The following is a 25,054-nucleotide window of genomic DNA, read 5'->3' as shown; positions in this document are numbered from 1 at the left end:
TGTACAAACGCCAAAGCGCGCACGACTTGGTCGAGCTGAAGCGAGCTATAGCGAGCTAAAGGTTGCTATAGGTTGCTATAGATTTTGTAGCTTAGTGCGCAGCGCGCGGGTCGCGTTAGTTGCAGGAGAAGGAACGAAGATGGCTGAGGAAAACAACCAGCTGGCAGCAGCGCTGTCGAAGAAGTTGAAGCAGGACAGCGCCAACGCCGAGGCCGGCAATAAGGCTGACAGCAAGCCTAACTCTGCAGGCAAGGCAGGCAAGGCCGATAAAGCAGATAAGCGCGGAACCGTGCTCGACATCGTGGAGGACGCGACCGGCATCGAGCGCGACGAGTTGGAAGGCTCGAAGCGCCTGGGCGATGACCTGAACATCGACTCGCTCTCCCTGATGGATATTGCCGTGCGCTTGGAAGAGGAGTTCGGCGTGGAAGTGCCGGACGAGGACATCAATCGGGTGAAGACCATCGACGAGCTGGTTGGCTTGGTGGACAAGTGAGCGGACAAGTGAGTGCGGAGGCGGCTGGCACGGCCAGTGCTGTGGAGAACGTACTCGCCGAGCTGCAGGAATGGCCCGTAGACAACGTAGCCGCGGCGGCGCTGTGGGACGGCACTACGGCAACCTATGGTGACACAGCAGCGCGGTTCCCTCTGGCCAGCGTAAGTAAGCTGATCACCGCCTATGCCGTCCTATTGGCCGTGGAGGAAGGCGCCTTCGAGCTGGATCAGCAGGTCCCGGCGGAGTTGCTGCCCGAGTTCGACGACCTGCCGACGGTGCGCGAGTTGCTGGCGCACACGAGTGGCATTGGTTTCCGCGGCCGCTCCCCGGAAAAGCCGCGCGGTGCTCGGAGGATCTACTCTTCGGCAGGCTACGAAGTGCTGGCGGACTTCATCGCCGCGGAAGCCGACATGCCTTTCGCGGACTACGTGGCCGAGGGCGTGTGCGCACCGTTGGGGATTAAGGTCACGGTCGAGGGCAGCGCGGGGCACGGTTTTTCCGCCTCGGTTGACGCTCTGTCGGCGCTGTGTGCGGAATTTTTGACGCCCACAGTGTTGGCTCCTACCACCCTGCCCGAGGCGCTGGAACCGCAGTGGCCGGAGCTTTCCGGAGTAGTCCCCGGCTATGGAATGCAGAAGCCCTGCCCGTGGGGACTGGGCTTTGAACTGCACGGTGAAAAGTCGCCGCACTGGTTGGGCGAAAAGATGCCCGTGGCGGTAGCGGGGCACTTCGGCCAGTCAGGGACATTCTTATGGTTCCACCCGGAAACAAAGAAAGCCGCCGTCGTCCTCACGGATGAGGACTTCGGCGACTGGGCCAAGCAGCGCTGGGATGGTTTCAACCAGCGACTGTGGGAGGCCATGGGTTAGACCACTACTCGAAGGTGGTACGCAGATCCTTGTGGCCCTCTGCGTGCCAGTCCACGTAGGCATTGTCCTTCGTCTCGATACCCTGTTCCTTCTCGTGCGGCACCTTTGCAACAATGTTGCGGCGTGCACGGCCAGAGCGCAGCTGGGATTCGATACGCTCGGCCAGCTTCGCCAGACCCATGTTGATCAGGATCATGATTACAGCAATCAGCATCAGCGCCGGGATCATCGCACCGTAGTACTCACCCAGCTGGCGGCCGGAGCGGACAACCTCCACGAAGCCGATCATGTAGCCCAGCGCGGAGTCCTTTAGCGCAATGACCATCTGGGAGATGATCGCAGGCAACATAGCTGCCACGGCCTGTGGCAGCAGGATCAGGAAGATGGACTGGCGGTGGCTCAAGCCCAAAGCGATAGCGGCTTCGCGCTGGCCGCGCGGTAGCGATTCGATACCGGAGCGCAGGGTCTCTGCGATCACGGAGCCGTTGTACATCGTCAGGCCGAACACAACTGCCGTGAAGCCTAGCCAGTTAGAAGGCACCAGCTGCAGCAGGGAGAATACGGCGTAGGCGAAAAGCATCAGCACCAGCACCGGGATGGAGCGGAAGAATTCCACGATGATGCCACAGATCCAGCGGACCGGGGCGGCCATGGATAGGCGCCCCACGCCCAGCAGGGCGCCGATGACAATGGCCAGGACGATGGAGGCCGCGGCCGCGCCGATGGTGGAGATCAAACCGGGGATGATGTACGTCGTCCAGGTTGATCCTTCCAGGAAGAAGGACCACTTTGCGGATTCGAACTGGCCCTTCTCGTTGAGCTTCAAGCCAACTAGAACCAGGATCGCCGCGACTACTACGACCGTAATAACGGTCAGGATTGAGTTGAGCCTGCGGCCCTTGGGGCCTGGGGCGTCATACAAAACAGTTGCGCGTACAGACATTAGCGCTTCACCGCCCATCGCTTACCTGCCCAACCGAAGAACAAACCGGTGGGGAGCGTCAAGATAATAAACCCAATTGCGATGACTCCGAAGATCACCAGGATGTCGCTGGCGTAGTCCTCCGTCAGGGTCTTCATCAACAGGGAGGCCTCGGCCACACCAATCACGGATGCGATGGTGGTGTTCTTCGTCAACGCGATCAGAGTGTTGCCCAGCGGCACGATCGCGCCGCGCAGAGCCTGTGGGAAGATCACGTGGCGGAAGTTCTGGCCAAAGCTAAGGCCCAGGGAACGGGCGGCTTCGGCCTGGCCGAAGGGCACGGTATTAATGCCGGAGCGTAGTGACTCGGCCACGAAGCAGGAGGTGTAGGCCACGAAGGCCAGGACCGCAAGCCGGAAGTTCTGCTTTTCGATGAAGGAATCGTTCTCCACCGCCAGCAGCAGGCCAAGGTTGTAGTACAGGCCCATGGAAGCCAGCAAAATGATCAACGTCAGCGGGGTATTTCGAACGATGTTGATATACCACGCGGACAGGTTGCGCAGGATGGCCACGGGGCTCACGCGCATTGCAGTGAGGATGATTCCGAAGATCATTGATCCCACCGCAGAGAAGAACGTCAACTTGATGGTTACCCAGAATGCCGGTAGCAGTTCGGGCTTCATCTCGGACCATAGTTCGGGATTCATAGTGCGTTCCTCCTTCCCTACTTCTTATCGACGAACGACAGGTCGCCGATCTCCGGCTTCTCGCCGAGATCCACGTTGTCGCCCAGGTTCTTGGCGACGATCTTTTGGAACTCGCCGGAATCGTGCATTTCGTTCAGCGCTTCATTGACCTCAGTCTTGGCTTTGTCATCGCCCTTGGGCAGGCCGATGCCGTAGCGCTCGTTGGTCCAGTAGCTGCCGTCTTCCTTCTTGAGCTGGATCACGCTGTAGTTTTCGCCATAGCGCTGCTGGTAGCGCTGGGCAAAGCCAGCCAGAATGGTCGCGTCTGTCGTGGTGGCATCCACCACGCCCTGCTTAAGCCCTTCGGCGCAGGCGGCGTAGGTATCGAACTCCTGAAGCTGCACTTCTGGCAGTGCGTCCTTCACCTTCTGCGCTGGGGTGGAGCCGGATACGGAGCACAGGCGAGTGCCCGGCGCGATGTCCTTGAGTCCCTTAATGCCGGAGTCTTCGCGTACCAGCAGCGCCTGGTGGGTCACCACGTACGGGCCTGCGAAGTCGACGGCCTTGAGACGGCCCTTGTTGATGGAGTAGGTCGCGGTGATCATGTTGACCTCACCGTTGTTGATGAGGGTCTCGCGCTGCGCGGATGGGGTTTCGCGCCACTTGATTTCTGGCGTGGCCCAGCCGTGCTTCTTTGCGATGTATTCCACGACGTAGCGGGATACGTCGGTATCCAGGCCGGCGAACTGCTTATCGGGGGTGCGCTCGCCCAGGTTAGGTTGGTCGTATTTGGTGCCCAGGACAACGTGGCCGGATTCGATATCCGCCAGTAGGTCGCGGGCGCCACCGGATCCACACGCGGCAAGCGTCACCACGGTTGTGGTGGCAACCACAGCAGCCGTGAGCCGCTTGATTGCGCTTTTCAAAGTAGACATGTGCAAACTCGCTTCCCGAACTAGTGGTTCACGATCTTCGCCAGGAAGTCCTTGGCGCGATCGGATTGCGGGTTCGTGAAGAAGGTCTCTGGGTCGGTGTCCTCGACGATGGCGCCATCGGCCATGAACAGGATGCGGTCGGCCACGCGGCGCGCGAAGCTCATCTCGTGGGTGACGACCACCATGGTCATGCCGCCCTTAGCCAGGTCGGTCATGACGTCCAGGACCTCGTTGATCATCTCTGGGTCGAGGGCGGAGGTCGGCTCGTCGAAGAGCATTACCTTTGGATCCATGGCCAGTGCGCGGGCGATGGCCACGCGCTGCTGCTGGCCACCGGAAAGCTGTGCCGGGTACTTGTCAGCCTGCGCTGCGATGCCCACGCGATCCAGCAACTCGTCGGCGGTCTTGCGTGCGGCTTCCTTGCTGATCTTGCGGACTTTAGTGGGAGCCAGCGTCACGTTGTCCCGGATGGTCATGTGGCTGAACAGGTTGAACTGCTGGAACACCATGCCAACTTCTGCGCGGAGCTTGGCCAGGTCCTTGCCTTCTTCTGGCAGCAGTTCACCGTCGATGCGGATTTCGCCATCGTCGATGGTCTCGAGGCGGTTGATGGTGCGGCAAAGCGTGGACTTACCGGATCCGGAGGGGCCGAGGATCACGACAACCTGACCTGCCGCTACTTCGAGGTTGATGTCTCGAAGGGCGTGGTACTCACCGAAGTGCTTGTTCACTCCTTTGAGTTCAATCATTGGCTTAGAAACAGTGGGTGTAGACATAAAAGACATATTAAGTAATGCGCATCACTTTTAAGTAATCAAAGGAAGATGGCTCACCCTTGTTCGGCATTGTGTGGCGTTTTAGCTCTTCAAGCGGGGACGATGCCGGATGAAAGTCGGCGGGGTCGCTACTCAATGAAGCGGGGAGGCGTACGGTGGCGGTCATGAATTTTTCTGAATTTATACGTAACCGTCACTCCCCTCGCGCGTTCCTGCCGGACCCTATCCCGATGGCGGACATCAAGGAGATTCTTCTTGACGCCCAATCCGCGCCCTCGAACTCCAACACACAGCCGTGGAATGTCCACGTGATTGGTGGCCAGAAGTTGAAGGACCTAAGTACTGCCTTGATTGAGGAGTTCGACACCAATGGCCTGACCCCTGACTTCACTATTGATTACGGCCAGGGGGTGCATCTGCAGCGTTCGCAGGAGCTGGCGGCGAAAATGTACGGGCTGCTGGGCATTGCGCGTGAGGATAAGGAGGCGCGCACGGAGTTCGTCCGCGAGAATCTGCGTTTCTTTGGTGCGCCGTACTCGGCTTTGATGTTTATTCCGCCGATGGGCGACCGTATTCGCGCAGCGTTTGACCAGGGAACGTACGCGGAGAACTTCCTGCTGTCCCTGACTGCCCACGGATACCACGGGGTGCCCCAGGGCATGATCTCCCTGCTGGCGCCGACGGTGCGCGAGTTCCTGGACGTGGATGAGGAGTACAAGCTGGTGACGGCACTAACCTTCGGCCGTGCGGATGAATCCAGCCCGGTGTTCAAGACGGATCCGGGCCGCGTGGCACTCTCCGAGACCGTGACGGTGCACGGGATTGAGGGGTTGGGGGTTTAGGGGGTTAGCCCGGGATTGGGGCCACAAATCCCCCCACGTACGCAAATGCATCTTGTATGCCTTTTTCTAAGGAAAAATTGATGGCTATTCTTCTAAGTCAACAAGAGAAATCGATTTAACCAAACTGTTCAGTTTCTTGGTCAAAACCCTTGGTGTATCAATCAAGAAATACCTATCCTCTCTCTTGCCAACCACCCTCTTTTCAACACTTTCAATGAACGGATGCGACAAAAAGTCTAACGCTGATTTAATCTCCGAAATAGAAGGTTTAGATTCCACTTCGTCGCGCAACTTCAAATAGATATCGGATGCAGATAGTGCGCCACCCGTTACCACATCCTTTTCCCGAGCTTCCCCTGCCAAAGCCCCGACAATATGCCCTATCAACGCGAGCTGTCTTTCGCTTTGACCCCAACGCGCCTCTAACCGCCGTGCCGATTCGTCACCTGGAGTAACAAGATCAATGAACACAGAAGTAGATATTGGGCATTCACTATATCGCTGCAGGATATGAGCCAACTCATTTGTTGTCAGTAATCGTACCCCGTGCTCACGAGCACGGGACTGGATCCGACCAGCTTCAAAATTGGGCCCTACAACGACTACAAAATCCGCATTATGCTTCTGTTTGTGTTCACGCAGAGTGTCAAACGAGATTGCATTCTCTAAAACCTTTCCACTTGAAGCAGCTTTTGTATCGATAGCAACCTGCTTGATCTCCCCATCTTGATCATCAAGAGTCGCCAGAACGTCAGTTTGGCCACTTCCACCAATGTGACGCGTTTCAAAGCCTAGTGCCGAGAACACCTCTGCAACAGCCATCTCTAGGCGATCAGGATGAGCTGAATCAGTCGCACTCTCCTTCAAATCATAAATAAGCTTCTCGGCTAACCCCAAGACTCTCCTGCCACTGATTTCATTACACGGCTCTTCGCGTGAGGCCTCCGCGAAGGACTCTTCCGTCTGCTGCAAGCTAAAAACTGATGCAACCTTTTGACCTAGGGAAGTTGGCTTGTACCGCCAATTTGAATGCTCAAAAATAAGTCCAGCGGCAGAGAGGATTTGAAGTCTTGTTCTAACTCCTCCTACATCTTCGCGTTGAAACCCATAATGCTCTACAGCTGCGCGCGCGAGCTCTGGAGCCCTTGAGTACTCTCCAAGGAGTGGAATTATCTCCAGCACAAAAAGAAAGTGGGTGTGCAGGATCAGCGCAAGGTTGAAAGCTGTAGGGGATTCCAACCAGGATTTTCCTATCAAGGTCGGCTCAAAGCGATTATATCCGCATTGCTCAATCAATCCTGCTGCTGTTAATGTTGTTAAACTAGCACTAAAAGAACTAGCTGACACGCGAAATTCGTTTTGAGCAAATGTAAACAAATCATCTCTACTGATTTCCGGCGAACTAGCATTGACCAGGTTTAGCAATGCTTGAACCGCATCCATCCCCCCTCCGCCTCGAGGTATATAACCGAGCGAGGCACGGCGCTCCGATAGTTTCGCATCATTCAAAGATTCGAGCACTTCAAGAATTGATTCCGGGATTGCAGGTAAATCCACATCTTCTGCAGACTTACCCTCATCGATCCTCCTTGGTGGGAAACCTAAAACCAAATGCTTCTGAACATCCTCACCAAGAGAAGTCAGTCCGTAACTTGTATTGGTGTAAAACTCTGTGACCCCCAACGAGGAAAACCACATTAGCCGTCGAAGGACTTGATCCGTTGTTTGCCAAGGAAGATCGTACTTCTGCGAAGCTACCAAGCGAAGTTCTTCAGATGTTTTAGCTCCGTCAGCTAACTCTCTCAATAGTTCGCCGATAAAGCGCATTCTTCGGTGGAATAGCGCTATAAGGACGAAAGGATCGTTAGTATGAAGCCACTGATCAGCTTCACGGCTCACGGCCACATGCCCTTTATCCACTCGGTCAACTAATCCTGCTGGAGAAACCTGCTTAACGGCATCTTTGATTGTTCTAGCTACGCCATCATCGAATTTCACAAGCTCAGTATCGAGACCAGCGCATTCATCAATTGTCGTCAGCAGCACTCGCAGGGAGTTAAGTTGATTATTCCCACCGCCAGGCAAATACGGCATGGCTGAACTTCGAGAAGCCCAAGGGAGAGGTTCAACTGACCAATATTCCACTTTAAAATCTTTCATTCTCCGAATGATAAAACCGAATTCTTTATTATTGCTCATAACGGTTTCACCGCTTAACTCATTTAATGATTTCTTTGCATTTTAGATACGATGCTGTAAACAATCAACGATCTTACTGGGGAGCAGCTAGGCCTCTCCTCCCACTTCAGCTCAGCCCGCCGGAACCTCTCTTCGCAGGAACGCCAGCTACTCCTCAATAATCTCCGAGAACAGCGGCTCCACGTACGGGTCGAAGTGGCCGCCCTCGTGAATGTGCACCGTTGCACTCCGAACCTTGCCACGACTTTGAGGGTGACATTTGTTGGAGTGACGGCGTCATTAGACATCACCTGAAAAGAGCCAGGCAGCAAGCATTCCTGCCAGACGAACAGGGCACCCCTTCCGGCATGCCCTTTTTATGCGATCTTGTGGGGCCAGCGGGGCTCGAACACAACACCGCAAAACCGCAGGTCAAACCACATTCACACCCTACAAAACCCGCCCCCGTGGGAAATACGTGGGAAATAGCCCCCCTAGAAACCCCGCCACACCCCAATAACCACCACCCATCCTACGGCCCACGAACACACAACCACGAATCGAACAACCCCATGACGAACCGGCACCTACAACCGCATCTTCCCCGCCAACCGGTCCGCCTCACGACGATGCCGTTCCGCAACATCAGCGACAACACCCCGCGCCCAATCAATCTGTTCCACCGCAGCATCCACCACATCTTTACCCACCGGAGTAACCACCCCGAAATGCCGCCACGCAATATTCCGGCGCGTATCCGTATCAACAAGCACCCGCCCCCGGCGGAGAGTGAGACGGTCCCCCGGCTCCCGAACAATCTGCACGGGCCGCCATAGCTCCACTACAGCTTCCCAATAGTCCAGCCGGTGCGATACCTGGTCCGGGGCGTCGATAAGCTCCGAACCTTCAGCCTTCAGGGCGTCTTCGAGGTGTGTGCGGGCCGTCCGGTCCCGGTTAGCGGCGGTCCATTCAGCGAGAGCACGCGCAACGGCGGAAGTGATGGTGCCCCAACCAGATACCCCATACAGGTCCATAACGTCCGGTGTTGGGATGTCACATCCCGCTGGTAGTGCCTCATTAATGCTTGTGGCGAGGGTTCGCCATGCTTCCACATCATCAGCGGCGGTAGCGCGCACGTCGGCCCATTGTTCAGCCCGGAGCATAGCCGCATCCGCAGCATCATTAATAGATGTGATGCGGTTGGTGAGTTCCGTAGCGGCATCATCGGCGGATGAAAACAGCACCGGGGCGTGGATAGGGCCGTCCACAATGTATTCGGGCGTTCCGTCGTTAGGATCGGCGGATGCGCGGAGTGTGATGCCGTAGTAGGCGGCTTCTCGCACAAGGGTTTTTAGTTCAGTTGTTGTAGTCATCTTTTTCTTCCTTCCAGTGTTCCGCGGTTTTCTGTTCGCGGGCGTATTTCTCGTTGAGTGCGTTCGCCAACTGTTCAGCGAGTGCGTTTTCTTCTTGGCTTATGCCCACGCTGTAGTTAGCGGGTATGTCGGCCCCGTGTAGTTTCCGCCGGGATTCCGAGATGCGCAGCAGAACGGCGAGTGACTGCGGGTCTCCGTCGAGAGCTGCGGGGAGTGCCGCCCGGCGGAGCATGAGCAGGTGTGCATCTTCTTCGGCCCGGAAGTGTTCTACTGCGTCGGATTCGACGCGGTCTAGGGTGCGGTTTACGGCTACGCGGGCGGCGTCCGGGGTGGGGTATCCGGCGCGGTGGGCTACTTCGGCCCATGTGAGTCCGTGGGTTCGGAGTGTCACCGCGTGGGTTGCTTTCTCCCGTGCTTCGATGCGGGCCGGGGTGTTTCGGGCTAGGTCTTGTTTGCGGGTCATGGGGTGTTCTCTCGTTCGGGGAAGTTTTCGAGGTCGTCGTAGTCGAGGATTCCGTAGTAGGTGTTGTTGGCCGGTTGCTTAGGGGGTGTTGGTGAACCGGACGAACCGGACGGGTTAGGGTGCGCCGCGGCGCTTGTTACCGCCCGCGACTTAAAGAACTTCTCCCCCTCCCGTTCCACAAGTCCCCGCTCCTCCAAATGCTGTAGTCGCTCGCGCAAAGCCTCCTCTTGATCTTCGGCAGACCGGCTACCGTCCGCTAGGTCTTCAAGAATCCCCTTCGGAAGACTCCCCCTCACCACACTGAAACTAAGCCGGTGGGTTTCACTAAGAGAATCAAGTATTGAACGGGTTTCCGGCTCTAGCCCCGGTTGCGCACCAATGCCGTCACCATTTCCGTCATTCTTTTTTTCGTGACGGAACTGTAAAATCTGCCCATTTCCGTCATTACGTTTTCCCAGGTCGCGCCCAATTCCGTCAATTCCGTCACTCTCACACGTATAAGGGGATGCGGTGACGGTACTGTCCCCCGGCAACGACCACGTAGCCACGGGTGGGAAACCCTCCCTCTCGGACACGCCGCCCATCTTCTTAAACGCGCGTTCTATCGTTCTCTCAGACTTAAAACCCGCTTCCTTAGCGGCTTCCAAAACGTCTTTGCGGGGTGTAGCGCCGTTGTTGGCTAGATAGCTCCACAACCACTCTTCGGCCTCTGTGCGCCGTCCCCCATGCTCTTCCGCAACGGCCAACAGGTCAGCGGCGGAAACATTCGTCTCAGCGCCCAACACCGCCCGGCCAACTTCGGTAGTTCCCCCGTCATCGGTGCGGATAGACACAGACTCTAAGTGAACCTCCCGCGATACCTGCCGGGATGCAAGGTTGCTCTTCGTGTTCGTAACCACCAACCCGCCACTGTCCATATCCTGCGCGACAGACAACACAGAACGGGCAACTTGAGACCAGGCGATAGAACCTAGAATCAGCTTCCCCGAATCGGCGGATTGCTGTTTACCGAAATGCACTAAGCCAATGACGGATAGGTCACAGCGGTCACACATTGCTGCCAGGGGGTCTAAGAACCGGCGAACGTCATCATCTCTAAAGCCGTTAAGGCTTCCATGCATAGCGGATTTAGCGGCATCCAGGATCACAAGCCCCACATTCTTCTCTACTAGCGCCTCTTCGAGAGCCTGAATGTCGCCGGGTAGGGATAACGCCCCGGTTACCCCTTCCAGCGTTGTCACTTTGAAAGAGAAAACCTTTTCCATGTCCGCCCCTGCTGCTTTAAGGCGTGGCGCGACTGTTAGCGAAAGTGAATCCTCTGTAGCTAAGTACGCTACGTTCATTGGTTTGCCGGTTAGTTTCCCTGTAGACGCATCAGCGGCGATAAGACAGGCGATAGTGGATTTACCTAGCCCTTCACGCCCGGCTAGTAGGGTTAGTGATTTTTTCGGTATCCAGTTAGGCATAAGCCATTCCAGCTTTTCCGTTTTCACTTGGGAGAACGGTTCTAGCGTTACTTTTCGTGGGTTGTTGCCCGTCAATTTATGCCACCCCCTTCCACGAGCGGGTTACATTGTGGGGGGTTATCTACTATGGGTTTCTCAAATGGTGCTAGGATAGAAACCAACACACCGTGTTCTGTCGCCGTGTGGTTGGTTGGTCCCGTCGTAGTTGCTCTTTTTCCGGTGAGCGCTACGGCGGGTTCTTTTATTGCCGGGTTACGCAACCGCATCACCGCCCTGCACACCCTCAATGAGGCTTGCTAGGAACCGCATAAGGTCCAGAGCTTCCGGCAACTGTTTCGTGTCGCGTATCTGCGCTATGGCAATGAGCGCCCTGCCGGTCTGCGTAGCCCCGCGCCACATACGGTCTTCTTTGAGCGCTTTCACACGTTCAGCGAACACATACGGGTTATCAATCGAACCGGAGAACTGGTCGCCCGTCACCGCCTTTTCTAGAGCGTCTTGTGTAGCCCGGTCATAGTCACCGTTGGTTTTGAGCGTGTTCAGCACTTCCACGGGCGCTACCTGCACGTTTTCTTCGCCTTTATCGCGGAATTTTTGTGCCGTGGCGAAAATGGTGCGGAAAATGTGGCGACGTTGTTCACTATGGAAGTCGGCGGGTTCCAGCCCGGTTTCTTCAACATGGCGTAGAACGGTTTTCGCTTTCCACGCCATTAGGTGCCGGAGGGCGGCTATTTCATTGTCTAGCCGGGCGTTTCCGTGTAGGCGTGCCGTTGGGTTTTCCGGTTGGGGGGTGTTGTCCGTTGGTGCCACGGTTATTTCACCGCCCACGGATTAACGGGTTGCATTAGTGCTTCGAGGTCGCCCCGTTTGACGCGCATGATGCGTCCGGTGCGGTAGGCGGGGAGTTGGCCGTCGGCGATTCGACGGCGGATGGTGCGCACGCTGCACGGGATTAGCGCGGCGGCGTCTTTGAGTGAAAGAAATTCGTTGTGGTCTTCGGCCCGTGTTTTCGGCATACCGAACACACTCCTATCGTCTGATAGTCGTTGTGTCCGGCCACGGCACCGAACGGAAGTTTACGAAATCCTTCGCGCGTGTATGCCCGCGAACGTACTAGCTATTTACGCAACTGTCAACGCTTAGCCCCCTTCGGTCACTTCGGCAGAATCACATTCCGCTTCCCACTCTTTAGGTCTTCCCGCACATCCCCCACGCGCAACACCGCATCCATGTGTTCACATGTCAATTCAATAATACCGTTCGGCGGTAAATCAGATAGTCGCGCGCCCCGCGCCCGGAACTCCTCCCCCTCCCGTCCAAGGCCGCGCGCTTCGCGCCCCGAACTCGTTCGATACCCAGTCGCAACACCAAACCGATCCTCAAAGCCCCTAACACGGTCCAGCACCTTCCCCACTGCATCAGCATCGGCAGAGTCAGGCACGTCCCCATCCCCCCAACGTTGCAGCGTCTCCGGGTCGATTAACCGCACCCCCTTCCCGCCATGCCATACTAGAAACACATCACCATTCTTACCGGGCACCGCAGCAGCGAGAGCACACCTTCGGCGGCACCGATACTCCACCACCCCTTCAGCGAGAAACCGCACCCTATTCGGCCTCTTATCCAAAACCCCGGCAATCCCATCCGCGATTACCTTCGCCTCCTCCTGTTCCCGTATAAAATCCCCCTCCAAATCATCCCCTTCAGCCGCCCACGCCTCCTCAAAACGACGCTGCACCTCCGGGTCCCGAACCTTCTCCTCCCACGCCTTCACCTCATCAAAATCAAACCGTCGACCATCCATCACTCATCAAATCCTTCCAACATTCAACTAATTCTCATCAACGGGCGGCACAAGAGCATCCAACGCCACCGCCGCCCGCTTCTCATACCCCACCGCGGCACGCTGGTAATCCAACAATTGCTCCACCGTCTCATGCCCCATCAACCGCCGGGCCTCCTCCAACGAAACCCGCCCCTCCGTCACAAGCTGCGTTCCATAAAACCGGCGACAATCATGCGGACTAATATCCGGCCTACCCGCCGCCTCCTTCGCCCGCGCGAAACGACTACGAAACGACGTATCAAGCATTTGAGCACCCGCCCGCGTCGTCACAATCAACGCTTCCGCATCATCGGCAACAAACTCCCGGCAATGAAACCGCAGCGCCTCCGAAACAGTCCGAGGCAACACAACATCCCTATTCCCCGCATCCGTTTTCGGAGTATCGAACGAAACCATAACTTGACGATGCGTTACCGGGTCCTCCATACGTTGAGCACTTCGCCGCACCTGCACGGTCACCAACCCACTACCTTCAAGGCCCCGCAGGTCCTTCCGCCGGAGTTCCAACAACTCCCCTAACCGGAGCCCCGCCCACAACAACAACATCACCGGAGCACGGAGACGATCAGACACCCCATCGGCTAGCGCCCCGGCTTCGGAGAGTGTGATAAGGGGCCGGTCTCTAGACTTCGGGCGTGGTGCCTTCCCCGCGCCTTTAATCTGCACCGGATTCGCGTCGATAATGTCCAGCGTGTTTTTAGCGAATTGAAATGCGGTGTGTAGTCGCTTATATGCCGTTGCGTTCGTGTTCCCCGTATCCGGCCACTTTTCCTGTACTTCTACCCACCATTCAGCAACACGGGCGCGGTCTACCTTCACAACGGGTTCGTTGGCGAGCGAGGTGCAAAAGACGCGGTTGTTCAGCTTCCGGCGGTGAGATGCCACCGTGGATTCTTTAAGGTAGCCCGATGCTAACCATTGGTCACAGAGGTCCCGGACAGTAAGTGCTTCCGCTTGTCGTTTCTTCTCCCGTTCTTCCGGCGGTAGCCATGTGCCTAGGTCTATGAGGCGGCGTTGTTCAGCCAACCAGCCTTCGGCGTCGATCTTTTCGGCGAAAGTATGGGGCGCGGTGATTCGTTCGAGTGTCGGCGCGGTGTAGCGGGCGCGCCATCGCCCGGAGCGGAGTCGTTCGAGTTGTCCGAATGAACGGCGTGTGCGGGCCTTTTTCTTCGGCATGTGGTTCTCCGTGGGAAATACGTGGGAAATAAGTGGGAAAAGAGTGGGTTTCAACGGGGTTAGTTGTCACTACTTGTCAATCCTACACATTCCCATTCCCGCAGGTAAAAACAACAAAACCCCCGGTCACGCGATAGTGAACCGGGGGTAGTTCGTGGGGCCAGCGGGGCTCGAACCCGCGACCAGCGGATTATGAGTCCGCGGCTCTAACCGACTGAGCTATAGCCCCAGTAAAGCCATGCCACTCTACGAAAAGCGGCTCGCTCACAGAAGATTCAACCACACTGCCCTGCACACGCACGCATATACCCCACCTTCGGTGCTTTATACGCGTTTAACTACCCTTCTGAACTGCCGATTTGTTTGTTTGCACCACTGGCATATAGAGTATGTTCTCGTTGCACAGGGCAAGGGCATTCGCCCCGAAGCTCATACAACTTAATCCCCTATAGCTCAGTTGGCAGAGCATTCGACTGTTAATCGAAAGGTCACTGGTTCGAGCCCAGTTGGGGGAGCAGATAACAAGCCCCAATCGGCTGCACTACGCAGGCGGTTGGGGCTTTCGCGTTCGAGCTATAGCCAAAGCGGAAGCTGCTACTTCCCCACTACACCCACAGCCCCTCAAGCACATCCACCACTTCACCTGCACCCCGGTGGCGGACACGCGCCAGAATCTTGCGCCGTGGCGCCCCTGAACGCAAGCCCAGAGCCTGGGCAATCCGGGCCTCCAGTTCCGCTTCTGTTCCCTCCGGCGATTCGCCCATGTACTCCGCTACTCCGGCCAGTCCAGTCGCACCCGTTAACCCCGCAGCACGGCGAACCTCGAACCACTGCCCCTCGTGTACGTCAACCCAGGCACGGTCTCCAGGTTGCAAGCCAAGGGCGTCACAAAACCGCTTAATAGAACCCAACGAATGCATGGTCGCCCAATAGACCTTCTGCGGGCCCAATTCACTCGGTATCTCCAGCGGCTCCCCGTAGCGCACACCCAGCATGGCGGTCAGACCACTCGGCACCGGACAACCGGATCCACGCAGGTGATCCGGGGTGACCGTCAGCAGTAGCTGCCACCGGCCATCGCGCATGTACATGCGATCAGATTCCTCGGGCGTGCCATTATTCACGTTTTCCGATACTCGGGGAATCACTAGGCCATCAACCAGTTCAAAGTCGCCCTCCGCGGCGTAGACCCGAACCGAATTCTCGGCCACCCCAAACTTCTTCGGCAGCTCATCCAGTAGGTCGGCCAGCGGCACACCAGCCTCGCCGGCGGCCACGGCTCGCTGCACGCGCAGCCCAATGGCATCCTTCAAGGAGGAATACTCCTCGCCACCCCAGCGTCGCAGCGCCCACTCGTCCATACTCGTGCGCATCAACTCGTCGTTCGCATTCAGCGCGTTGCGGAACGACCGCTCCGTGCGCCCCTGCCCCACGGCCTTATAGATTTCAGCCACACTCATTGGAACACCCCGGATGGAAAGGATGCCCGCTGCCCGCGCCGGGAGCGAACCGACGCGCGTCAGCACATGGCCCTCCAGCACCTGGTAGCCGCACTGCCGCAGCCATTCTGTCAGCAGCGCCGGGGTTAGATCCGTCTGCAGCTCGTCCAACCGCACCACGCCCTCCGCGTTCGTGCGTTCCTGCAGCAGCTCCTTGGTGCGTGCCGCAGCCGTCTTGAGGTTCGGGAAGCACACCCATCCCTTCTCCACCAGGAAGGAGTCGTCTAACCGGTCCAAAATCAGCCATAGGGGCGCGCCCCACCATTCCACCTGTTCGTCCAACTCGGGGTGGCTGTCCACAATCTGCTGCAGCGTACTTACCGGGTAGGCCTGGGCACGAATCGCCTCAATCAGCTCCGCGATTGGCCCAGCCTTCGCAACCTCCTTCAGCCGCTTCACCACAGCCCTTTCGATCTGCCGCACGCGCTCACGCGTCACGCCAATCTTGAGCCCCAACTGATCTAGTGTCTTTGGCTTCACAGCTGCGAAGCGCTCCTGCAGGATTAGTTGTTCGCGCGCATCCGCATTCGCAAAGAACTCTGACAGCACGACCACCGCCGGTGCTTCCTCGTTGCTGTAAGTAGCTTCTTCAGGCTCTTCGTAGAATGACGCCCCCTCGCCCGCGTCTTCATACAAATTCCACTGAAGGGCGCTGACCGCATCTACCTGCGCAGAGGAGGCACGATCCGCCACGTCCATCTCACCGAGCAAGCGTGCGAAGGCAGCCTCGTTGACGATGGGCACACCGATCTCGAGTGCCTTACGGGCTTTCCCGCTTCGCGACTCCGGGTCTGCGGCGACCAATAGTTTCGACTTTTTCGTCACTCCTCCAACGGTCAGCCCAGCTTCGACTGCGCGAGTTTCCCACGTCTCGCGCGGCAGCTCCATCGCCCCAGTGAAGGTCACCCGGTCGCCCGCTTTAAGTGCGAATTTCTCCGTGCAGGACTCATGCTCGACCTCTGGCTGGCGTACCTTAGGCTCAACGACTCCCGGCCCTTGCAGAACCTCATCTACAACGCTCTGATCCACCCCGAGGGATTCCGCTACCCCCTCCAGCTCCATGCGCTCGTCATCTGTGACCACACCATCAGCCCATGCCAACAGACCTAGCTGGCGCACGAAGTTCACGTGAAGTTCGCGGGCCTCTTCTTGCCCAATTCCCAGATCCCGGGCTGATTCCTTTAACTGCTCAATTTCGCCAGTTGTGAGTACCCGATCCAACATTGCACGTTCCAGCAGCTCCAAGTAGCTGTCCACGTTGGGGAAGCCCTTAAACGGCACGCCGGAGGCGAGATCGCGTACCCACGCGCCCGGCTGTGTCCGCCCTTCCCCACGCGGCACCGGTGTGGCCACCGGCAGAGATGCTCCCAGCGCTCGCAGTGCCTCCACCGGCTGTACGCCATTGATGCGCACATTGCCGGTGGCGATGTAGTGGCCGAGGAGTTCCGCCGTCGCCATCGCATCGCCCAGCGCAGAGTGGGGCCAGTCGTTGCTCAGGCCGGCGTAGGCAAGCGCGGAGTCCAAGCTACGTCCCGACGATCGGTGCACCCGGCCGGTGATAAGCATCGTGCAGACGAAATTATCGATCAGGTTCAATCCGCGGATGCCAGCCCGCTCAAATTCCTGGCGCACCATGCGCGCATCGAAGGCAGCGTTGTGAGCCACGAAGATGCGTCCATCCAGCTCATGCGACAGAGCCGAGGAAATGTCGTCGAACGTTGGCGCTGTGGCCACGTCGACCGCCTTGATCCCATGCACCCACGAGTTGGGGATGTCCCGCTCTGGGTTGATGAGGGTAGACCAGGTTTTGGTTACGGAACCTGTGGCGTCAACATGAACAACAGCGACCTCCACAATCCGATCGTGTTTGCCGAAACCCGTCGTCTCCACGTCGAGAACTGCAAACTGGGGTTGGGTGGGGCTGGACATGTGAGTGTTTTTCGCTTTCTGCCGTATCGGAAGCCCGCATGAAAGGGCACCATTTGGGTAGGTAGTCGTGGAGCTCTGATTCAAAATGATATGGAAATCACCTAATAGTCAACCACCAAACCAGTACAACTTGTTGGTAAGGAGCCAGCCACCGGGAACAAAACACCCCGCCCAGCGAATCCCTAACTACAGCCGGGCAAAGTGCCTGCGCCACTTGACCCCTTACTCCCCTTTCGAATCCCAGGAATCTAGACAGATGAACTCCCCCGACAAAGCTCCTAAAAACAAGCTCGCTTTCCTCCTCATCGGCGCCATTGTCCTTATCGGCATTGCTGTCGCCGCAATTTGGTACACGACGAACGAGAAAGACCACAACCAGGACGGCGAGGCGAAACCCGCTGTGACGTCCACTGAGAACTCAGACGGTGGCACAGACGGCGAAACCTCCGAAGCTAACAGTGGCGCCATGAATTCCACTGCTTCCACGGCTCCCGCCGTTCCAGCAGCTTCCGGTGCGACGTCCGGCACTCCGGGAATTCCCACCGACTTGGAAGATCCGAATCTCATCCCGCCCGTCGACGAATCCAAGACTCAGCAAGAAGCCGATGATGCCGCCCAGATGGCTCTAGATTTCTTCTCTTCCGAAAAGATGCTTCGCTTCCAATTGAAAATGCAAGGCTTCTCCGAAGAGCAGATTAAAAAGTCCATCGAAAAACTCGCCCCAGACTGGAACCAGCAAGCTCTAAAGGCCGCGCGCAAGATCAACGAGCAGGGTCCGCCGCTGCCGAAAGACCAGCTCAAGTACATGCTGAAGGTTCATCAACGCTTTACCGAGGAGCAGGCCCAGTACGCCATCGACCACCTGTAACGCAGCCCTGCTCCCTGCCCCTGCTAACCCCTACCTACCCAGCAACCTACCGAACCAACCGCTTCACGGCCTGGGATACCTCCGCCAACTTCTCCTCGGCCTCTTCTCCCCCAGCCTCCGCGGCGTGCCGCACACAGTGATTCATGTGGTCGTCCAGCAACCCCAGCGCCACGCCCTTTAGCGCAGACTGCAGCGCACTGACCTGCGTGAGAATGTCGATGCAATACTGCTCCTCATCCACCATCCGCTGCAGCCCGCGCACCTGACCTTCGATCCGCTTCAGCCGCGCCAGGTAACGTTCCTTATCGCTCAAGTACCCGTGCATTATTTGAATCCTTTCAGCCGCAGACTGTTGCTTACCACAAACACACTAGATAGCGCCATCGCCGCCCCGGCCAGCATCGGGTTCAGCAACCCGAATGCGGCCAGCGGGATCGCCGCGACGTTGTAGGCAAACGCCCAGAACAGGTTCATCTTGATCGTCCGCAGCGTCTTTCGTGCCAGTCGCAGCGCATCAGCCACGGCCAGCAGATCGTCGCGCATCACCGTAATGTCCGCCGCCTCAATCGCCGCGTCCGTACCCGAGCCCATCGCAATGCCCAGGTCCGCACTCGCCAGCGCCGCCGCGTCGTTCACACCGTCGCCAACCATCGCCACATTCTCCAGCGAGCGGATGTGCGCCACCTTGTCCTCCGGCATCACCCCGGCGATCACCTCGTCGATGCCGACCTCGCGCGCCACGGCGTCCGCCACCTGCTGATTATCGCCAGTCAACAGCACGGTCTTTAAGCCCATCTCGTGCATCTTCCGTACCGCTTCGGCACTGGTGGGCCGCACTGTATCGGCCACGCTGATGGTGCCGATCGCCCGCCCATCCGCGCTCACCTTGACTGTGGTTGCCTTATTTGTGGACGCCCCCTCGTCCCCACGGCCAACCCGTATCAGCTGGCCATCGACGGTTCCCTCTACGCCGTGTCCAGGCAGATTCTTAAAGCCGGTGACCTCCGGCAGGCCACCAAACTCCTCCCGGCCAGCCTCTGCAATTGCCCGGCCAATGGGGTGCTCCGAGTACGCCTCCACCGCCGCCGCAGCGCGCAGAACCTCCTCGCGATTGCCGCCTGCCGGCTCCACGTCGACTACCCGCATCGTGCCCGTCGTAACCGTGCCGGTCTTATCCATCACAACGGTGGTGATGGCATGCGCGCCCTCCAGAACCTCGGGTCCGCGAATCAGAATGCCCTGCTCGGCCCCACGGCCCGTGCCAACCAGCAAGGCTGTGGGCGTCGCCAAACCAAGGGCGCAAGGGCACGCGATAATCAGCACCGCGACCGCATTGCTGAAGCCCGCGAACAGCAGCGTTAACAGCGCAATCACGATGACGACCGGAACGAAAATGCCGGAGACCTTATCGGCCAGGCGCTGCACGTCGGCCTTACCAGACTGGGCCTCGTCGATCAGCTTCGCCATCTGCGCGAGTTTCGTCTGCTCGCCCACATGGGTGGCCTCCACAACTAGGCGACCGGAGGTGTTGATGGTGGCACCCGTGACCTCATCGCCGGGGCCAACGTCAACTGGTACGGACTCGCCGGTGAGCATGGACTGATCAATGGCGGACATGCCGTCCAGGATGCGGCCGTCCGTGGCGATCTTCTCGCCCGGGCGGGCCAGGAACCGGTCGCCGATCTGCAGCTGCTCGATGGGGATCAGCTGCTCCTGCGCACCAGCATCATCCACACCACCCCGCAGCACGGTGACCTGCTTGGCGCCCATGTCCGTCAGCGCACGGATGGCATCCCCGGCGCGCTGCTTGGAGCGCTTCTCAAAGTACCGGCCCGCCAATACGAACGTCACCACGCCCGCAGCGACCTCGAAGTAGATGTCCCCCATCGGGTCGCCCGCATGGTTCAGGATGGACCAGCCGTGGCGCATACCGGGATCGCCCGCATGGCCAAAGAACAGCGCATACAGCGACCACAGATAGGCCGCCGAGGTGCCGACGGTGATGAGGGTATCCATCGTCGCCGCGCCGTGCTTGAGGTTCACCCACGTGGCCTTGTGGAAAGGCCAGCCCGCCCACAGGATCACCGGGGTGGCCAGGGCGAAGCTGATCCACTGCCAGTAGTCGAACTGCAGCGGCGGGATCATCGCCAGCAGGATCACCGGGGTGGCCAACGCGATGGCGACCACTAGGCGGCGCTTCAGGCCGCGCAGCTCCTTGGCGGCCGGGTCGTCGGCGGGTGCTACCGGCGCGGGCACGCTACCGCCGTAGCCGAGCTTCTCCACAATGGCGATGTAGGCGTTCGCGTCAGTGGCCGCCCCCTCCCCCGTTTCAATGTGCGCCTTCTCGGTGGCGTAGTTGACGGTGGCAGTCACGCCCTCCTGCTTGTTTAGCTTCTTCTCAATGCGATTCGCACAAGAAGCGCAGGTCATACCTGTGATGTCAAGATCTATTACAGCCATACCCCCATTATACCCCTAGGGGGTATCAGTATCCACGTTCGATGTACTCCTCGATGCGCGCGGCCTCAGCGCCTACCGTGGTGCTATCACCGTGGCCGGGGTATACCTTCATATCGTGCGGCAGCTTAAACACCGTCGACTGCAGCGATTCGATGATCGTCGGGAAGCTGGAGTATTTGCGTCCCGTTGCTCCCGGCCCACCGTTGAACAGCGTGTCGCCGGATAGCAGCGCGTTGCGCCCCGGAACTTCTACGACAATGCAGCCCGGCGAATGCCCCGGGGTGTGGAACAGGCGCACGCCCCAATTCGCCCAGCGCGGGTCCGCTACGTCGATTGGGGTGAAGGGGGCATCACCATTGGATTCCTCCCACAGCATCTGGTCGTTCGGGTGCAGGTAGACCTCTACGCCCCACTTCTGCGCCAGCTCCGGGGCCAGCTCGCAGTGGTCGTTGTGCGCATGGGTCAGCAGAATCGCTTCCACGGTGCGGTCGCCTACGTGGTCGATCACTGCCTGCGCGTCGTGTGCCGGATCCACCACGATGCAACGGTCGCCCTCGACCAGCAGGTAGACGTTGTTATCCACGTCCCACTCGCCGCCGTCTAGCCGGAACTTCCCGGAGGTCACAAACTGCTCGATCTGCGGGTTTTCAAACTTCTGCTCGCTCATGTCTTACCTCTCTTGGTCTCTGACGCTGCGTCGTGCGCGGCTTACTTGAACTCCACTACGGAACGCAGAACCTCGCCCTGCTTCATCTTCTCGAAGGCCTCTTCCACCCCTTCAATGCCAATGCGCTCATCCACGAAGCGATCCAGCGGGAAGCGACCCTCCTGGTACAGGTCCACATACATCGGGAAATCGCGCTCGGGCAGGCAGTCGCCATACCAAGAGGACTTCAGCGCACCACCGTGGCTGAACACGTCCAGGAACGGCAGCTCCAGAGTCATCTCCGGAGTCGGCACGCCCACCAGCACCACACGGCCAGCCAGGTCTCGCAGGTAGAACGCCTGCTTAAACGTCTGCGGCACGCCCACGGCGTCCACCACCACGTCCACGCCGAATCCCCCGTTGATCTCCTGAACCTTCGCCACCAGCTCTTCATCCGAAAGCTCCGAGCTGTTGATCGTGTGGGTTGCGCCGAACTCCTCAACGGCACGGGCGAGTTTGGCGTCCGAAATATCGATAGCAATGATCTTCGTCGCACCTGCAACGGCTGCACCGGCGATCGCGGCCATGCCCACGCCACCTACACCGATGACGGCGATGGATTCGCCGCGCTTGACCTCACCGGTGTTCACGGCGGCACCGAGGCCGGCCATGACGCCACATCCCAGCAGACCCGCAACGGCAGGATCGGCATCCGGGTTCACCTTGGTGCACTGTCCTTCGTGAACCAGCGTCTTTTCAGCGAAAGCTCCAATACCCAGGGCGGCCTCCAGCTCCGTGCCATCGGCCAGGGTCATCTTCTTCGAGGCATTGTGGGTATCGAAGCAGTACTTCGGCTCGCCCTTCTTGCAGGCGCGACACTGGCCGCACACGGCGCGCCAGTTCAGCACCACATAGTCGCCGACCTCCACGTGGGTCACGCGGTCACCGACCTGCTCGACCACACCAGCGGCCTCGTGGCCCAGCAAGAATGGGTAGTCATCGGTGATGCCGCCATCGCGGTAGGCCAGGTCGGTGTGGCACACGCCGCAGGCCTGGATGCGCACGATCACGTCGTTATCGCCCGGGTCGGGAATCACAATGTCAGTCAGTTCGACGGGTTCGTTTTTCGCGCGGGAAATTACCGCTTTAACAGTTGTAGTCATGTCACCCACTGTACGCGCTTCTTTGCCTTTGGTGGGTTCGCGTAAACTTGAGCTATTAGCTAACGCAACCAACGCAAACCTCCAAGGAGCCAACATGATCCAGCTCGTCGTCGGCGCCGCCGCGGGTTACTTGATGGGCACGAAGGCCGGTCGCCGTCGCTACGAACAGATCCGCCGTGGCTATCAGACCGCAGTGAACTCGGATATCACCAAGGCAGTTGTGCGTTCCGGCCGTAAGGCACTGGCCAACCGGCTGGATCCGGAACCGCGCATGCACGAGGTGCGCGATCTGAACCGCTCTACCCGCGATTCCCTGGGTGAGGGCCACACCATCGTCGAGGCGGATGATGTGCACCCAAATGACCGTATTGAATCGCCCAAGAGGGCGCCAAAGAACCCCTTTAAGTGAACATGGCGGAACACTCGCGCTCGCGACGTGAGTGAAGCGTGCTGGGTTTAGTCCCTTCCTTACCTGAGGTAGGAACTAACCCCAGGACGCTTCACCACTGCAAACCAAAAGGTTAAACTGGCGAAATGACCATGTCCATTGACTATGTGCGCTGGATTGGAATTGCAGCGTGGACCAGTGGTTTAGCCATCCCACGAAACTGCCAGACGTTGGCTGTTCTTCCGGGGGATTCTCCCGGAAAAATCTTAATCCAGAGCGCCGGGGGACGCGCCACAACATTCGAGGACATTGAGCGTGAGTACACACATATCCAGTGGTTGCTAGCCGGAGCTCCTAGTGATGAATCTGTGCTGGATTATGTGAACCACCAGCAGCTCTGTTTAACGCATTATGAGCTCATCGACCATGACTTCGCCATCCTGGATGTCAGCGATAGCGCGTGCGGGAGCAAAAACTACTCCTTCAGGCAGTCGTCTGCCGCTGATCGCCGCCCCGACTACAGTCCCAAAGAAGCATTAGCTGCAGCTCAGCGCCTCAGCAACTCCGCAATAGGATCGGCTCTTTCAGAACATATCCCTGCCTGGAATATGGCCGAGTCATTAGGGCTGCTAGCTCTTGCTGTTCGTGAATACTTCACGGGCGCGGTGGTACGGGAACTTACTCGGAAGTATGTAAAGGATCTTCGTTCGGATTCTCTAAACACCCAGGAAGTGCTTGGTTGTGGCCGCCTCGCCTATAGCGTGGCGTTTAAAGTTAATGATGACTCTGCAACCACCGCTCCGGTGATCACCCTGCACGTTCAGGAAGATGATCCTCTTTTCACAGAATCTGTGTTGAAGCACATCGTTGACCGGGCACAGGCCTTCGCTAGCGCATGTGGAAGTGGCGTTCATTGCGAGTCGGTATTCCACAACATCATTTTCCACCAGGCGTTCCCTAGCACCGTCCATGAACCAGATGCTGAAGAAACGCCAATCATTCTGTACCGAATCCCGCTCAGCACTGATCTTCTCCCTGTCCAATCCTTAACGCAGGTGTTGGGTGACAGCGCCGCCCGCACAGCCGATGACGCACTGAGAGAACCTGCCCAACGGACTTCGCTCAGTATTCGTCGGCTCCCAGATAGCGGCATCATCCGGGTGCGCAGTTTCATCCCAGGAACAAGCATCGTCGATCGTGCAATTCACCGCGGCGGCTATCTCGCATCCTCGGAACTTGTTTCTAAGTTACAACAGGAAAAGGCGATGGCTGATCCTGATTGTCTCGCCGCAGCTGTAACACCGACGCTGATCTGGGAATCTCTCAGCACTTGGGGTCTCGCGTCCGGCAGCACCGCAAGTTCAGTGTGTTCCGTGCTTGGCGTGCGTGCCAATTGCATCTCCGCTGTGGAAAGCTCCATTCATCAACCACTATTGACAGTTGAGGTCGATGCGCAGGCGCCACTCGGCACTGTGGCACATGACGTGTGTGATGTTCTCGGTGACCTGGGCATCGATTCCTTTACGGACTTCCCGATTGAGTTACTGTGGTTCGATCCGCCGAAAGAGGCCGGTGTCAGCACCTCCTCTCCCAACGCTGCACCCCCACAGACCACGTCGCTGGAACTCCCCGTCTTATGGCCCCGTGCTTTAGGGGCACGATCAATAGCTGCCACAAATCAGGCACTCGCGCTCGCCGCCGTTCGCCGAGCTCTGCGCCACTGTTGCACTAACGGCCTGTCATGGATCGGGGTCGCTCATGCTAGAAAGACGTCTGCCAGTGGGAGGCATCTGATTAGGGTGGCGGTCGCGTTCGAGTCTGAATACACAGACAGAGTGACCGTCAATCAGGAATTATCCTTCGCAGTGAATGAGGTTTTTGCCGAAAACTCTATCGGTCCACATGTCACGTGCGAGGTTATCGATGCTAACCAAATAACCGACGTCTCAACATGGGTCACGGCGGCTGGGTACCATCCCGTTACTGGTTTCCTGCCTGCATATATTCAGCTTGAACACCTCAACACCGGCTATGCACCAAATTCTTAATTGCTATCACCCGAGGTTTGATACC

23 protein-coding genes and 2 tRNA genes are annotated in these 25,054 nt (G+C 58.1%); 7 read left to right on the top strand and 18 right to left on the bottom strand.

Going from position 1 to position 25,054, the window contains the following annotated elements; all coding sequences use genetic code 11:
- Positions 1-139 precede the first annotated feature (139 nt).
- Together AC05K6_RS06095 and AC05K6_RS06090 are read left to right on the top strand one after the other, a co-directional pair.
- Positions 140-496, top strand: coding sequence for an acyl carrier protein (locus AC05K6_RS06095; protein ID WP_476728057.1), 357 nt, complete (start codon positions 140-142; stop codon positions 494-496).
- Complete coding sequence (locus AC05K6_RS06090; RefSeq protein WP_476728056.1) at positions 493-1,365, top strand: serine hydrolase domain-containing protein; 873 nt, start codon at positions 493-495, stop codon at positions 1,363-1,365. Before AC05K6_RS06095 ends, AC05K6_RS06090 begins: the two co-directional genes overlap by 4 nt.
- Positions 1,366-1,369: 4 nt before the next feature.
- On the opposite strand, the gene AC05K6_RS06085 is transcribed toward AC05K6_RS06090, so the two are convergent.
- The 4 genes from AC05K6_RS06085 to AC05K6_RS06070 are packed head-to-tail and all read right to left on the bottom strand — an operon-like array spanning position 1,370 to position 4,657.
- The gene (locus AC05K6_RS06085; protein ID WP_476728055.1) at positions 1,370-2,308 is read right to left on the bottom strand and encodes an amino acid ABC transporter permease; all 939 of its coding nucleotides are present in this window, start codon (positions 2,306-2,308) and stop codon (positions 1,370-1,372) included.
- Positions 2,308-2,994 (bottom strand): amino acid ABC transporter permease, encoded by a 687-nt coding sequence (locus tag AC05K6_RS06080; RefSeq protein ID WP_293791814.1) that lies wholly within the window; start codon positions 2,992-2,994, stop codon positions 2,308-2,310. Before AC05K6_RS06080 ends, AC05K6_RS06085 begins: the two co-directional genes overlap by 1 nt.
- 17 nt (positions 2,995-3,011) lie before the next feature.
- Complete coding sequence (locus AC05K6_RS06075; protein ID WP_476728054.1) at positions 3,012-3,908, bottom strand: glutamate ABC transporter substrate-binding protein; 897 nt, start codon at positions 3,906-3,908, stop codon at positions 3,012-3,014.
- Positions 3,909-3,928: 20 nt separating this feature from the next.
- Positions 3,929-4,657: an amino acid ABC transporter ATP-binding protein gene (locus tag AC05K6_RS06070; protein WP_476728161.1), complete on the bottom strand. Its 729-nt coding sequence runs from the start codon at positions 4,655-4,657 to the stop codon at positions 3,929-3,931.
- A gap of 191 nt (positions 4,658-4,848) precedes the next feature.
- Here AC05K6_RS06070 and AC05K6_RS06065 point away from each other — a divergent pair, with 191 nt between their 5' ends.
- Positions 4,849-5,526, top strand: a complete 678-nt coding sequence (locus AC05K6_RS06065) for a nitroreductase (RefSeq protein ID WP_476728053.1) — start codon at positions 4,849-4,851, stop codon at positions 5,524-5,526.
- A gap of 84 nt (positions 5,527-5,610) precedes the next feature.
- Here AC05K6_RS06065 and AC05K6_RS06060 read toward each other — a convergent pair whose 3' ends face one another.
- The 9 genes from AC05K6_RS06060 to AC05K6_RS06020 all read right to left on the bottom strand — a co-directional run bounded on the left by AC05K6_RS06060 (position 5,611) and on the right by AC05K6_RS06020 (position 14,257).
- On the bottom strand, positions 5,611-7,725 hold the full coding sequence (locus AC05K6_RS06060) for a restriction endonuclease (protein ID WP_448307246.1): 2,115 nt from the start codon (positions 7,723-7,725) through the stop codon (positions 5,611-5,613).
- Between the two features lie 566 nt (positions 7,726-8,291).
- Positions 8,292-9,077, bottom strand: a complete 786-nt coding sequence (locus AC05K6_RS06055) for a hypothetical protein (RefSeq protein ID WP_476728052.1) — start codon at positions 9,075-9,077, stop codon at positions 8,292-8,294.
- Positions 9,061-9,540, bottom strand: coding sequence for a hypothetical protein (locus tag AC05K6_RS06050; protein WP_476728051.1), 480 nt, complete (start codon positions 9,538-9,540; stop codon positions 9,061-9,063). The genes AC05K6_RS06055 and AC05K6_RS06050 overlap by 17 nt, the downstream gene beginning before the upstream one ends.
- Positions 9,537-11,033, bottom strand: coding sequence for an AAA family ATPase (locus AC05K6_RS06045; RefSeq protein WP_476728050.1), 1,497 nt, complete (start codon positions 11,031-11,033; stop codon positions 9,537-9,539). The genes AC05K6_RS06050 and AC05K6_RS06045 overlap by 4 nt, the downstream gene beginning before the upstream one ends.
- A gap of 225 nt (positions 11,034-11,258) precedes the next feature.
- Positions 11,259-11,717, bottom strand: a complete 459-nt coding sequence (locus AC05K6_RS06040; RefSeq protein ID WP_476728049.1) for a hypothetical protein — start codon at positions 11,715-11,717, stop codon at positions 11,259-11,261.
- A gap of 101 nt (positions 11,718-11,818) precedes the next feature.
- Entirely contained in the window at positions 11,819-12,022 is a 204-nt protein-coding gene (locus AC05K6_RS06035; RefSeq protein ID WP_476728048.1) for an excisionase family DNA-binding protein, read from the bottom strand.
- Between the two features lie 137 nt (positions 12,023-12,159).
- A complete protein-coding gene (locus AC05K6_RS06030) occupies positions 12,160-12,813 on the bottom strand; it encodes a hypothetical protein (RefSeq protein ID WP_476728047.1) in 654 nt (217 codons plus the stop codon).
- Positions 12,814-12,837: 24 nt separating this feature from the next.
- Positions 12,838-14,028 carry a site-specific integrase gene (locus tag AC05K6_RS06025; protein WP_476728046.1) on the bottom strand — a complete coding sequence of 397 codons (1,191 nt, stop codon included), beginning with the start codon at positions 14,026-14,028 and terminating at the stop codon, positions 12,838-12,840.
- Between the two features lie 155 nt (positions 14,029-14,183).
- A tRNA-Ile gene (locus tag AC05K6_RS06020) sits at positions 14,184-14,257 on the bottom strand.
- Between the two features lie 213 nt (positions 14,258-14,470).
- Here AC05K6_RS06020 and AC05K6_RS06015 point away from each other — a divergent pair.
- Positions 14,471-14,543: transfer RNA gene (locus AC05K6_RS06015), tRNA-Asn, on the top strand.
- A gap of 90 nt (positions 14,544-14,633) precedes the next feature.
- On the opposite strand, the gene AC05K6_RS06010 is transcribed toward AC05K6_RS06015, so the two are convergent.
- Positions 14,634-17,456, bottom strand: a complete 2,823-nt coding sequence (locus AC05K6_RS06010; protein WP_448307248.1) for an exonuclease domain-containing protein — start codon at positions 17,454-17,456, stop codon at positions 14,634-14,636.
- 256 nt (positions 17,457-17,712) lie between these two features.
- Here AC05K6_RS06010 and AC05K6_RS06005 point away from each other — a divergent pair, with 256 nt between their 5' ends.
- Positions 17,713-18,324, top strand: coding sequence for an Ltp family lipoprotein (locus AC05K6_RS06005; RefSeq protein WP_476728045.1), 612 nt, complete (start codon positions 17,713-17,715; stop codon positions 18,322-18,324).
- A 46-nt stretch (positions 18,325-18,370) separates the two neighbouring features.
- Here AC05K6_RS06005 and AC05K6_RS06000 read toward each other — a convergent pair whose 3' ends face one another.
- Genes AC05K6_RS06000 through AC05K6_RS05985 form a run of 4 tightly spaced genes read right to left on the bottom strand, consistent with a single transcriptional unit; the run spans position 18,371 to position 22,593 of the window.
- Positions 18,371-18,649, bottom strand: coding sequence for a metal-sensitive transcriptional regulator (locus tag AC05K6_RS06000; protein WP_034967151.1), 279 nt, complete (start codon positions 18,647-18,649; stop codon positions 18,371-18,373).
- Positions 18,649-20,784: a heavy metal translocating P-type ATPase gene (locus tag AC05K6_RS05995; protein WP_476728044.1), complete on the bottom strand. Its 2,136-nt coding sequence runs from the start codon at positions 20,782-20,784 to the stop codon at positions 18,649-18,651. The genes AC05K6_RS06000 and AC05K6_RS05995 overlap by 1 nt, the downstream gene beginning before the upstream one ends.
- Positions 20,785-20,809: 25 nt before the next feature.
- Positions 20,810-21,451 carry an MBL fold metallo-hydrolase gene (locus tag AC05K6_RS05990; RefSeq protein ID WP_034977111.1) on the bottom strand — a complete coding sequence of 214 codons (642 nt, stop codon included), beginning with the start codon at positions 21,449-21,451 and terminating at the stop codon, positions 20,810-20,812.
- 41 nt (positions 21,452-21,492) lie between these two features.
- Positions 21,493-22,593 carry an S-(hydroxymethyl)mycothiol dehydrogenase gene (locus AC05K6_RS05985; RefSeq protein ID WP_034977135.1) on the bottom strand — a complete coding sequence of 367 codons (1,101 nt, stop codon included), beginning with the start codon at positions 22,591-22,593 and terminating at the stop codon, positions 21,493-21,495.
- Here AC05K6_RS05985 and AC05K6_RS05980 point away from each other — a divergent pair.
- Positions 22,592-23,002, top strand: coding sequence for a hypothetical protein (locus AC05K6_RS05980; protein ID WP_476728043.1), 411 nt, complete (start codon positions 22,592-22,594; stop codon positions 23,000-23,002). The genes AC05K6_RS05985 and AC05K6_RS05980 overlap by 2 nt on opposite strands.
- A 131-nt stretch (positions 23,003-23,133) precedes the next feature.
- Positions 23,134-25,029, top strand: a complete 1,896-nt coding sequence (locus tag AC05K6_RS05975) for a hypothetical protein (protein WP_476728042.1) — start codon at positions 23,134-23,136, stop codon at positions 25,027-25,029.
- Positions 25,030-25,054: the final 25 nt, after the last annotated feature.

This window comes from Corynebacterium sp. TUM25020, from assembly GCF_056388495.1.
Note: the sequence above shows the minus strand (reverse complement) of the source record. Positions and strands in the feature narration are given on the sequence as shown.

Coding starts and splice junctions, on each gene's coding strand:
- AC05K6_RS06080 (WP_293791814.1), bottom strand. CDS start 2,994: ATGAATCCCGAACTATGGTCCGAGATGAAGCCCGAACTGCTACCGGCA.
- AC05K6_RS06005 (WP_476728045.1), top strand. CDS start 17,713: ATGAACTCCCCCGACAAAGCTCCTAAAAACAAGCTCGCTTTCCTCCTC.
- AC05K6_RS06025 (WP_476728046.1), bottom strand. CDS start 14,028: ATGCCGAAGAAAAAGGCCCGCACACGCCGTTCATTCGGACAACTCGAA.
- AC05K6_RS06095 (WP_476728057.1), top strand. CDS start 140: ATGGCTGAGGAAAACAACCAGCTGGCAGCAGCGCTGTCGAAGAAGTTG.
- AC05K6_RS05995 (WP_476728044.1), bottom strand. CDS start 20,784: ATGGCTGTAATAGATCTTGACATCACAGGTATGACCTGCGCTTCTTGT.
- AC05K6_RS05975 (WP_476728042.1), top strand. CDS start 23,134: ATGTCCATTGACTATGTGCGCTGGATTGGAATTGCAGCGTGGACCAGT.
- AC05K6_RS06000 (WP_034967151.1), bottom strand. CDS start 18,649: ATGCACGGGTACTTGAGCGATAAGGAACGTTACCTGGCGCGGCTGAAG.
- AC05K6_RS06075 (WP_476728054.1), bottom strand. CDS start 3,908: ATGTCTACTTTGAAAAGCGCAATCAAGCGGCTCACGGCTGCTGTGGTT.
- AC05K6_RS06040 (WP_476728049.1), bottom strand. CDS start 11,717: ATGGCGTGGAAAGCGAAAACCGTTCTACGCCATGTTGAAGAAACCGGG.
- AC05K6_RS06010 (WP_448307248.1), bottom strand. CDS start 17,456: ATGTCCAGCCCCACCCAACCCCAGTTTGCAGTTCTCGACGTGGAGACG.
- AC05K6_RS06085 (WP_476728055.1), bottom strand. CDS start 2,308: ATGTCTGTACGCGCAACTGTTTTGTATGACGCCCCAGGCCCCAAGGGC.
- AC05K6_RS06050 (WP_476728051.1), bottom strand. CDS start 9,540: ATGACCCGCAAACAAGACCTAGCCCGAAACACCCCGGCCCGCATCGAA.
- AC05K6_RS06070 (WP_476728161.1), bottom strand. CDS start 4,657: ATGATTGAACTCAAAGGAGTGAACAAGCACTTCGGTGAGTACCACGCC.
- AC05K6_RS05990 (WP_034977111.1), bottom strand. CDS start 21,451: ATGAGCGAGCAGAAGTTTGAAAACCCGCAGATCGAGCAGTTTGTGACC.
- AC05K6_RS06055 (WP_476728052.1), bottom strand. CDS start 9,077: ATGACTACAACAACTGAACTAAAAACCCTTGTGCGAGAAGCCGCCTAC.
- AC05K6_RS05985 (WP_034977135.1), bottom strand. CDS start 22,593: ATGACTACAACTGTTAAAGCGGTAATTTCCCGCGCGAAAAACGAACCC.
- AC05K6_RS05980 (WP_476728043.1), top strand. CDS start 22,592: ATGTCACCCACTGTACGCGCTTCTTTGCCTTTGGTGGGTTCGCGTAAA.
- AC05K6_RS06035 (WP_476728048.1), bottom strand. CDS start 12,022: ATGCCGAAAACACGGGCCGAAGACCACAACGAATTTCTTTCACTCAAA.
- AC05K6_RS06060 (WP_448307246.1), bottom strand. CDS start 7,725: ATGAGCAATAATAAAGAATTCGGTTTTATCATTCGGAGAATGAAAGAT.
- AC05K6_RS06065 (WP_476728053.1), top strand. CDS start 4,849: ATGAATTTTTCTGAATTTATACGTAACCGTCACTCCCCTCGCGCGTTC.